Consider the following 9,001-nt stretch of genomic DNA (forward strand, 5'->3'; position numbering starts at 1 on the left):
GTGGGCGCCGAGAGCACCCGCGCCGCGCTGCCGTCGGGAGGGATGGGATGAGCACACCCCTCGCCCAGGTTCTGGAGGGCCAGCACGCCGCCGATGTGCGCAAGGCTGCCCGGGCGCTGCTCGCCGAGCCCCTGTTGCTCGCGCGCGGGCCCCACGCGGACGCCTTCCGCCTGGTGCGCCGGCATGCGACGGAGCTGCGCGAGTGGTTCGACCGCAACACCGGCTGGTCGCTCCAGGTGGACGCCGAGACCGCACGGCTGCGCAAGACTCCGGGGACCCTCACCGACCCCACCCACCCCGCGCGGGAGGCCAAGCGGAGCGCCGTGCCGTTCACCCGCCGCCGCTACGTCCTGCTCTGTCTCGCGCTCGCCGCCCTGGAGCGCGGCGAGGCACAGATCGCGCTCGGACGCCTCGCCGAACAGGTCGTGCTCGACGCGGCAGATCCCCAACTGACCGCGTCCGGAATCGAGTTCACTCTGGACCGTCGCGACGAACGCCTCGACCTGGCCGCCGTCGTTCGGCTCCTGCTGAGTCTCGGGGTGCTGCGGCGCGTGGCCGGGGACGAGGAGGCCTACGTCAGCGGGGCGGGAGACGTGCTGTACGACGTGGAGCGGCGGGTGCTCGCCGGACTGCTCGCGGCCCGCCGCGGCCCCTCCCTCATCCAGGCCGCCACATTCGAGGAGCGGCTGTCCGAACTCGTCGCCGAGACCGCCCTGGACAGCGACGACCTGCGATTCCGGGCGATGCGCCGCTCGCTGACCCGCCGCCTCCTCGACGACCCGGTGCTCTACTACGACGACCTCACCGATGCCGAACTCGCCTATCTCACCCGGCAGCGCGGATTCCTCACCGCCCGCATCGGCGAACTGACCGGCCTGGTCGCCGAGGTCCGCGCCGAGGGCATCGCCATGGTCGACCCCGATGACAGCCTCACCGATGTCCGCATGCCGGAGCAGGGCACCCACGGGCACATCACGCTGCTTCTCGCCGAGCACCTGGCGGCCTGCTCCGGCCCCGTCCTCATGGGTGAGCTGGAGCGACGGGTGCGTGAACTCGCCGCCGAGCACGGCGGGTTCTGGGCGAAATCCGCGCGCGAGCCGGGGGCCGAGGGCGAGTTGGTGGAGCAGGCCGTCTCCCGGCTCGCAGCCCTGGCACTCGTGAGCCGCACAGGGGACGCCGTCGTGCCCCGGCCGGCCCTGGCCCGGTACGCCGTCGGCGAGACCGTCGTCCTCGAACCAGGAAAGCCCGCACCAGGAAAGTCCGGGTCCCGAAGGTCCGGGGCGGGAACGCCTGCCGCAGGCCACCTTGCACCGGAACTGCCCGCCCAACGAAGGACCACCCGGCGATGACCGTCCTGCCCGCTCCGTGCCGCGCCCGCTGGCAGCCCCTGCGCATCGGGCTCGTCGACCTCTTCCACTACGACGTGGAGGAGTTCCACTTCCGCGACGGGCGCCTGCTGCTGCGCGGCAACAACGGCACCGGCAAGTCCAAGGTCCTCGCCCTCACCCTGCCCTTCCTCCTCGACGGCGACCTCACCCCGCGCCGGGTCGAACCCGACGGCGACCCCGGCAAGCGCATGGAGTGGAACCTGCTGCTCGGCGGCGAACACCCGCACCCGGAACGGCTCGGCTACACCTGGATCGAGTTCGGCCGACGGGACGAGATCACCGGCGAGGAGCACTTCCGTACCTTGGCCTGTGGACTCAAGGCTGTTGCCGGACGCGGTATCGCCCGTCACTGGTTCGCCGTCACCGACCAGCGCGTCGGAGCGGACCTCAGCTTCCTCGACGCGACCGGCACCGCGCTGTCCCGCGACCGGCTCGCCGAGGCGATGGCCGGACGCGGCATGGTGTACGACCAGGCCAAGGCCTACCGGCGGGCTGTCGACGAGGCACTGTTCGGGCTCGGCGAGCAACGCTACGGCGCCCTGGTCGACCTGCTCATCCAGCTCCGCCAGCCCCAGCTGTCCAAACGCCCCAACGAGGCCGCCCTCTCCCGCGCCCTGACCGAGGCGCTGCCGCCCATGGACCAGGCCGTCATCGCCGATGTCGCCGAGGCGTTCCGTTCCCTGGACGAGGAGAAGGACGAGCTGCGGGCCGCGACCGAGGCCGAACGCGCCGCCTCCGCGTTCCTCGACCACTACCGGCGCTACGCACGCATCGCCTCCCGCCGCCGGGCCCGTCTTCCGCGCACCGAGCACTCCCGCTACGAGCACCTGCAACGCGACCTCACCGAGGCGCAGACCGGCAAGGAGCAGGCCGAGACAGAGCGGACGGCGGCCCAGGAGCGCATCACCGCCCTTGAGCAGAGCGAGACCCGGCTCAAGGCACAGGACGCCGCCCTGCGCGAGGGCCCCGAGATGCGCAGCGCGCGCGAACTGGAACAAGCCGCCCTCCACGCCGAACGCACCGCCCGGTTCCAGGGGCGCGCGGAGGCCGACCACGTCCAGGCTGCCGCACTCCACACCCGGGCCCTCGCCCGCCTCGGCGCCGCCTCGAACCGGCTCGCCTCCGCGCGGGAACACGCCGAGGCTCTGCTTGCACGAGCTCGGGATACGGCCGGGCGGGCTCGCGTCGAAGTCGGCGAGGAGCCGGACCGCCAGACCTGCGAGGAAGCCCTGGACCGCAGGCGACGCACCCTCACTCATGTCGAGAACCTCCTGGACCAGGCCGACGAGGCCGCCCGCGAGCGCCACGCCTGTTCGCGGCGTCTCGACGAGGCGGAGGCCGACCTCGCCCTCAGCGCCGAGGCACACGGCCAGGCCGAAACAGCGGCCATGCAGGCGGGACGGGCTCTCCTGGATGCCGTACGCGAACACAGCGTCCAGTGCCGGGAGTTGAGGTACGGCGATCCGGTGGGACTGCTGGACGAGCTCCAGGACTGGACCGGGCACCTGACCGGGCCGTACCCGGCGCGTGTACACGCCGGGTACGCCCACCGCGCCCGATCGGCCGAACTCGCCGACCAGGCAGCCCGGCTGAGCAGGCTCCGCGAGGACCTGGCCGAACGTACGGCACACGCCCGTGCCGAACTCACCGGCCTGGAGGCCGGCGGCCAGCGCGGCCCCGACGCCCCGCACACCCGCACCCCCGGACGGCGTGAACAACTCCCCGGCGCGCCGCTGTGGCGACTCGTCGACTTCCACGACAGCCTCGACCCCACGGAACGCGCGCACATCGAGGCGGCCCTTGAGGCGTCCGGGCTCCTCGACGCCTGGGTACGGCCCGACGGCACCGCTCTCGCCGATGACGGCCACGACGTGCTGCTCGCCCCGCACACCGGTCGCGTCGCCGGGGCGTCCTTGGCCGACGTGCTGCGCCCGGCCGTGGACCACGGTGACCCACGGGCGGCGGCCGTCGACGAGGAGGCCGTAGGCCGTCTCCTGGCCGCGATCGGCCTGGTGCCGGGCCAGGCGCCTGGTGAGGGTCGCGCGCCCCTCGGAGCGTTCGCACCCCCGGAGCCCTCCTGCGACACATGGGTCGCCACCGACGGTCGTTTCCGCGTCGGAGCGCTCACCGGACGATGGGCCAAGCCCGCCCCCGAGTACGTCGGTGAGGGTGCTCGCGAGGAAGCCAGGCGGGCCCGCATCGAGACACTGCGCGCTGAACTGGCCGTCCTCCAGGCCGAGTCGGAAGCCGCCGCCGCCGAGGCTGAGGCTGTCGCCGGACACCGTCACGCCCTCGACTCGGAGCTGGCCTCCGTACCCGACGACGCCCCGCTGCGGCAGGCGCACTCCCACGTGAGCGCCGCCGCCGACACGGCGCGCCGGGCCCGCGCCCGCCGAGAGGAGCGAGCCGCCGACCTCACCGAAGCCGCCGAACGAGCCGAGCGCGCAGCAGTCGAACTGTCGGATACCGCCTCGGACTTGGGCGTCCCCGGCGACCGGACCGGTCTGGTCGCGGTACGCCAGTCCCTGGCGGATCTCGCCACCGTGCTGGCCGCCCTGTGGCCCGCGCTGCGGCAACGCGACGAGGCCGACCGTGCCGTCACGGAAGAGCATGCGGAGGCCGAACAGGCCGGGGAACGCACCGCGGAACTCGCCCTGCGTGCCGAGGAAGCGGGCCGCGAGGCGGCCGTCGCCGACGAGCGCCACCGCACCCTGCGCTCCACGGTCGGCACGGCTGTCGCCGAACTCGAACGGCGCCTCTCCGAGACTGCCGAAGCCCTGCGGGTCTGCACCGTCGATCAGCGCGAGGCCCGAGAACAGCACGGCGAGGCCGACCGGCGCGCCAGCCGCGCCGAAGGCCGCATCGAACAGTTGGAGAAGGACGTCACCGATGCGGCGGCCAACCGCGCGGACGCCATCGCCGCACTCCAGCGCTTCGCCACCACCGGCCTGATCGCCGTGGCTCTGCCCGATCTCGACGCCCCCGCACCGACCGAGGGACCCTGGGCGGCCACCCCCGCGGTCGCTCTGGCCCGCGCCATCGAGGCCGCCTTGGTCCAGACCGACGACTCCGACAGCGCGTGGGAACGCATCCAGCGGCGGCTGAGCGAAGAGCTCACGATCCTGCAGAACGCCCTGTCCCGGCACGGCCACTCCGCCTCGGCCCGCATGGTCGAGGACGGCATGGTGATCGACGTCGTCTACCAGGGCCGCCAGCGCGCCGTGCCCGACCTCGCCGACGCCCTCGCCGTCGAGGTCGGCGAACTCACCCGCATCCTGTCCGCACACGAACGCGAGGTCCTGCAAACCCACCTGATCACCGAAGTCGCCGGCACTCTCCAGGAGCTCATCGGGGCCGCAGAGCGCCAAGTGCACGCTATGAACCGTGAGTTGGAGGATCGGCCCACCTCCACCGGAATGCGCCTCCGCCTGGTGTGGCGCCCTTCCCGCAAGGCCCCCGCCGGACTGCCCCAGGCCCGCGAACGGCTGCGCCAGTCCGCCGATGCCTGGACCCTCGAAGACCGCACCGCGGTCGGTGAGTTCCTCCAGGCGCAGATCGCCCAGCAACAGAGCGATGACTCCTCGGGCAGCTGGCTGGAACACCTCACCGCCGCCCTCGACTACCGCTCGTGGCACGAGTTCGGCGTCGAACGCCAGCAGAGCGGCCGCTGGTTGCCAGCCACCGGACCCGCTTCCGGCGGGGAACGGGCCCTGGCCGTATCCGTCCCGCTGTTCGCCGCCGCGTCCTCCCATTACGCCAGCGCCGGCAGCCCGCACGCACCTCGCCTGGTCACCCTCGACGAGGCGTTCGCCGGCGTCGACGACGACTCCCGCGCCAAATGCCTGGGCCTGCTCCACGCCTTCGACCTCGACGTGGTGATGACGAGCGAACGCGAATGGGCCTGCTACCCACAGGTCCCGGGGATCGCCATCGCCCAGCTCTCGCGCATCGACGAGGTGGCCGCGGTCCTGGTCACCCGCTGGGAGTGGGACGGCACCGCACGCGTACCCGGCGAACATCCCGGGCACCGGCCGGAATCGCACACCACCGACGCGGGCGCCCAGGAATCGCTGTGGACATGAACACCGAACGGACCGGCCACGACGGCACTGACGCGCCCGCACCGGACAGCGCACACCTCGCAGCCCCCGGCAGCTATCCCGCCCCCGCCGCACGGGTCGACACCGTACGCCTGCGCCGACTGCTCGGCACCTCAGACCTCGCCTGGCTCATGGAACGCGTACGCCGCCGTCTGGAACGCGAACAGCCCCTGTCCGGCCCCGTATCACTGGCCGCGCCGACCGGTGCCCAGCGCGCGGCAGCCGAACGCCTCCTCGGCCGGGCACCGCGTGAAGGCCGGTCCCTGACCGTGCGTCTGGAGGCCGTGGACGCCGTTCTGCGCCGCTCCGGCATCAGCCCCGACGGCCTCGAAGCCGCCCATACCGCTCTCACCGGCCCCGTCACCCCACGAGCCCGAACCCGCGACGACGAGGCCCGCGCCTGGCAACAGGCACACGAACCCCTGGACACCCTCACCCACAGCCACCCCGAACTCGCCGACTGGGTAGACCGGATACGTAACGACGGTCTCGCACGGCGCCTCGCCCGCACGCCCGACGCCGCCCAGGCACTCCTTACCGACCTGGCGAGAGCGCTGCGTGAACTCCCCGCCGTCCCGCCCGTCTCCCTGCCCGCCTTCGCAGCCCGAGTCCTCGGCAGCGCTCACGCCCTCGACGACACCGCGCCCCTCGCCACCCTCACCCTGTCCGGCATCCGGGCCCTCACCGCCTTCCCCGACGGCAGCGGTACCGAATGGCGACGTGAGGCCTGGGCCTCGGCAGGACTGCTGCGCGACGCACTCTCCTCCACCGTCCTCACCCTCAACCTCCGGGGCACCCCAGCCCTCGACGCGCTGGCCGACGCAGGGGAACCGGCAGTGCTGACACTGCGTCAACTCACTCGCCAGAAACCACAGATGGACACTTCCATGGTCCACGTCTGCGAGAACCCCACCGTGCTCGCGGCAGCAGCGGACATGCACGGCTCCGACTGCCCACCCCTGATCTGCCTCCAGGGCCAGCCCTCCGCCGCCGCACTCACCCTCCTGCGCCATCTCCACAGCCAGGGCGCGGCCTTCCTGTACCACGGCGACTTCGACTGGGGCGGCCTGCGCATCGCCGCCACCCTGCTGCGTCACATTCCGTGGCAACCGTGGCGCTACACGGCTGCCGACTACCGCACGGCGGCCGCCACCGCCACCGCGCCCGCACTCTTGTCCGGTACGCCCGCCGACTCCCCGTGGGATCCAGGCCTCGCCCGCGCCCTCAACGACATCGGCTACCGCATCGAGGAGGAGGCGGTCCTGGACACCCTTCTGGCCGACCTGGCGTGACACACCGGAGTCCAGATGTCACAGACCATGCTGGTCCAGGGTCTTCATCAGGTTGCGCTTGCGCCTCTGGTCGCCGCGCAGCGTGGTGAGGTACGCGGTGAACTCCCCCTCCGTGCCCAGGTGTTGATGGCAGGAGCGGGCGGCGAGCAGCAGCCGGGCCACCTGTTGATAGGTGCGGTCCCCTGTCTTCTTCTTGAGCGGTTCGATCAGCCGCAGGTAGACAGCGAGAGCATCGGCCGGCCTCGTGTCCTTCGAGCGGTCTGCGAGGGTGAGCCACTGCCGCTCGTCGGCACAGCCCTGTGCCGCTTGCCAGGCGGCGTCCAGGTCCCCGTCGTCGAGCAGGGCGTCGACCAATACGGGGCCGTACCAGCTGCTGTGCCGCCCCCTCGCATCGGTACGCAGCGCCTCCACGGCGGCCTCGCGTTCCGCCTTCCAGCAGCCGGCCGCCTCGGCGGCGGTGCGCAGCAACTGGTAGGCGGCGAGCGAGCGGTGCGCGTGGAAGCGGTCCCGGCGCACCGCGACCACCTCGGCCGTGCGACCCGTCTGCGCGTAGCGGGTACAGACGTAGTCGGTGAGTCGATCGTCGGCGTTCTCGGTCTTCCGGGTGGCCCGCAGTCCGCGCTCGGCCCAGTCGAGAGCCTCGACCTCGCGTCCGGCCGCCTCCAGTTCCATGGCGATCCTGAGGTGGGTGGCGCCGGTGGGGGAAAGGTCGGCGGCGTACAGGGCGATCAGTGCGTCCACGTTTCCTTCCGCCTTGACCAGACGCTCCATCAGGTTCTTCTCCGCCCACCCGTTGGGGGCGCGGCGCCGGGCCGCGGCTGCCAGCTCCCGCGCCCGGGCCAGGCCCGTCGGGCCGAGGACTTTGCGGTAGTCGACCAGGTCGATGTCCGTGACGTAGTTGAGATCGCTGAGCAGGTGCCGGACGAGCCATTCGGCCGTCTCGGCCGGGTCCGGCCTCGCCGTTCCGCAGGCCAGGAGGTGAACTTCGGCGAGGTCGCGTCCGACGTCGCCGACCGCTCCGTCGGAGTCGTCGATCTCCCCGTACGTCTGGCTGAGCGTCTGGATCGCCTCCCGCGCCAGGAGCACCGCCTCTTGTGCCCGGTCGCCCGAGGCGAGTGCGCGGAGCGCGTCCACCGCCTCGGCCGCCTGTGCCGCGTACGCGCCCGCGTCCTGGTACTCGACGTATCCGTAGCGGGCGAAGGGACGCACATCGAGCAGGGTCATGACCCGCTCGCGCACCACGGCCATGTCCGAGCGAGCGCTCGCGGCACGCAGCTCAAGGCGGCGCCGTAGCCCCCGGTCGTGGGCGATCTGCTCGCGCAGCAGGGCCAGGAGCTCATCATGCGGCAGCGCCTGGAGCCAGGTCTCAAGACCTGCGGTCCATTTCACGGCGGCGGCCCGTTGACGGGGGATCGCGCTCGCCTGCCGCAGCACCGTCAAGCCCACGGCCACGCAGTGCTTGCAGAAGTGGCCCTCCTGCCCATAGGGACAGTCGCAGTCGCCGAGGATCCCGCCTTCCTCGTCCTCGGTGAGCTCGACCTCATAGGCCTCGGTGCCGTGGACGGTGGCCGTGATCCAGCCGTCGCCGATTTCCAGGCCGGACACCGCGTCCAGGTACCCGAGCCCCCGCTCGAAGGACCGCTCCCCGGCCAACGCCAGCAGATCGTCCTCGGCGAAACCCAACTCGCTTGCCATACCCCCATTCAACCGGAGCGGCGGCACCGTCGGGCGCGGGTTGCCCGCATGGGCGATGGCGCCGATGGCTACGGCGGTGTGCGGTCAGCGGGTGAGCGGGGTCCCGCCTGGAGGCGCCGGGCCGGGAACTGCCACCCCGCCGGGGCGTATGGGAGCGCATGGCAAGGGCGCACGACATTTGCCGACGGCTACCGAGTGTCACGACTTTCGAGGTGTCGGCGGCATTCACCCCACTCCGCGTGGGCATGTCGCGGTATGTGTACATGTGCACACAAGGAGCGATGATGGCTTCCGGTGAGTTACAGCCCCTGACTGATCATCGCGTGAGGGCCTTGCCCTTCGGGGCGGGCAGCGAAGGGCTCCTTCGGCGTGGGGATCACGCGCTGTTCGGAGTGAGAGCCTGTGTCTAAACCCCGTCCGGATCAAACCGCGGCGTCTGGTGCGTGCGATCGCAAGGCGCCGGAAGGCCCTCGATGGGGGTACCCCCTGGTCTTCAAGACCTTGGGGGAGGAGCTACTAGGGCGTT

General features: G+C 72.1%; 4 protein-coding genes. 3 read left to right on the top strand and 1 reads right to left on the bottom strand.

Translation table 11 applies throughout. The features are described 5' to 3' along the window. Positions 1-47: 47 nt before the first annotated feature. The 3 genes from ACWC2B_RS07865 to ACWC2B_RS07875 are packed head-to-tail and all read left to right on the top strand — an operon-like array spanning position 48 to position 6,780. Positions 48-1,349: a TIGR02678 family protein gene (locus ACWC2B_RS07865; RefSeq protein ID WP_450715559.1), complete on the top strand. Its 1,302-nt coding sequence runs from the start codon at positions 48-50 to the stop codon at positions 1,347-1,349. Then, entirely contained in the window at positions 1,346-5,470 is a 4,125-nt protein-coding gene (locus ACWC2B_RS07870) for a TIGR02680 family protein (RefSeq protein ID WP_450715560.1), read from the top strand. The genes ACWC2B_RS07865 and ACWC2B_RS07870 overlap by 4 nt, the downstream gene beginning before the upstream one ends. Beyond that, entirely contained in the window at positions 5,467-6,780 is a 1,314-nt protein-coding gene (locus ACWC2B_RS07875; protein ID WP_450715561.1) for a TIGR02679 family protein, read from the top strand. The genes ACWC2B_RS07870 and ACWC2B_RS07875 overlap by 4 nt, the downstream gene beginning before the upstream one ends. A gap of 18 nt (positions 6,781-6,798) precedes the next feature. Here the strand turns inward: ACWC2B_RS07875 and ACWC2B_RS07880 are convergent, their stop codons facing one another. Continuing rightward, positions 6,799-8,475: an SWIM zinc finger family protein gene (locus ACWC2B_RS07880; RefSeq protein WP_450715562.1), complete on the bottom strand. Its 1,677-nt coding sequence runs from the start codon at positions 8,473-8,475 to the stop codon at positions 6,799-6,801. Positions 8,476-9,001: the final 526 nt, after the last annotated feature.

It is taken from the genome of Streptomyces sp. NPDC001415, from assembly GCF_053597395.1.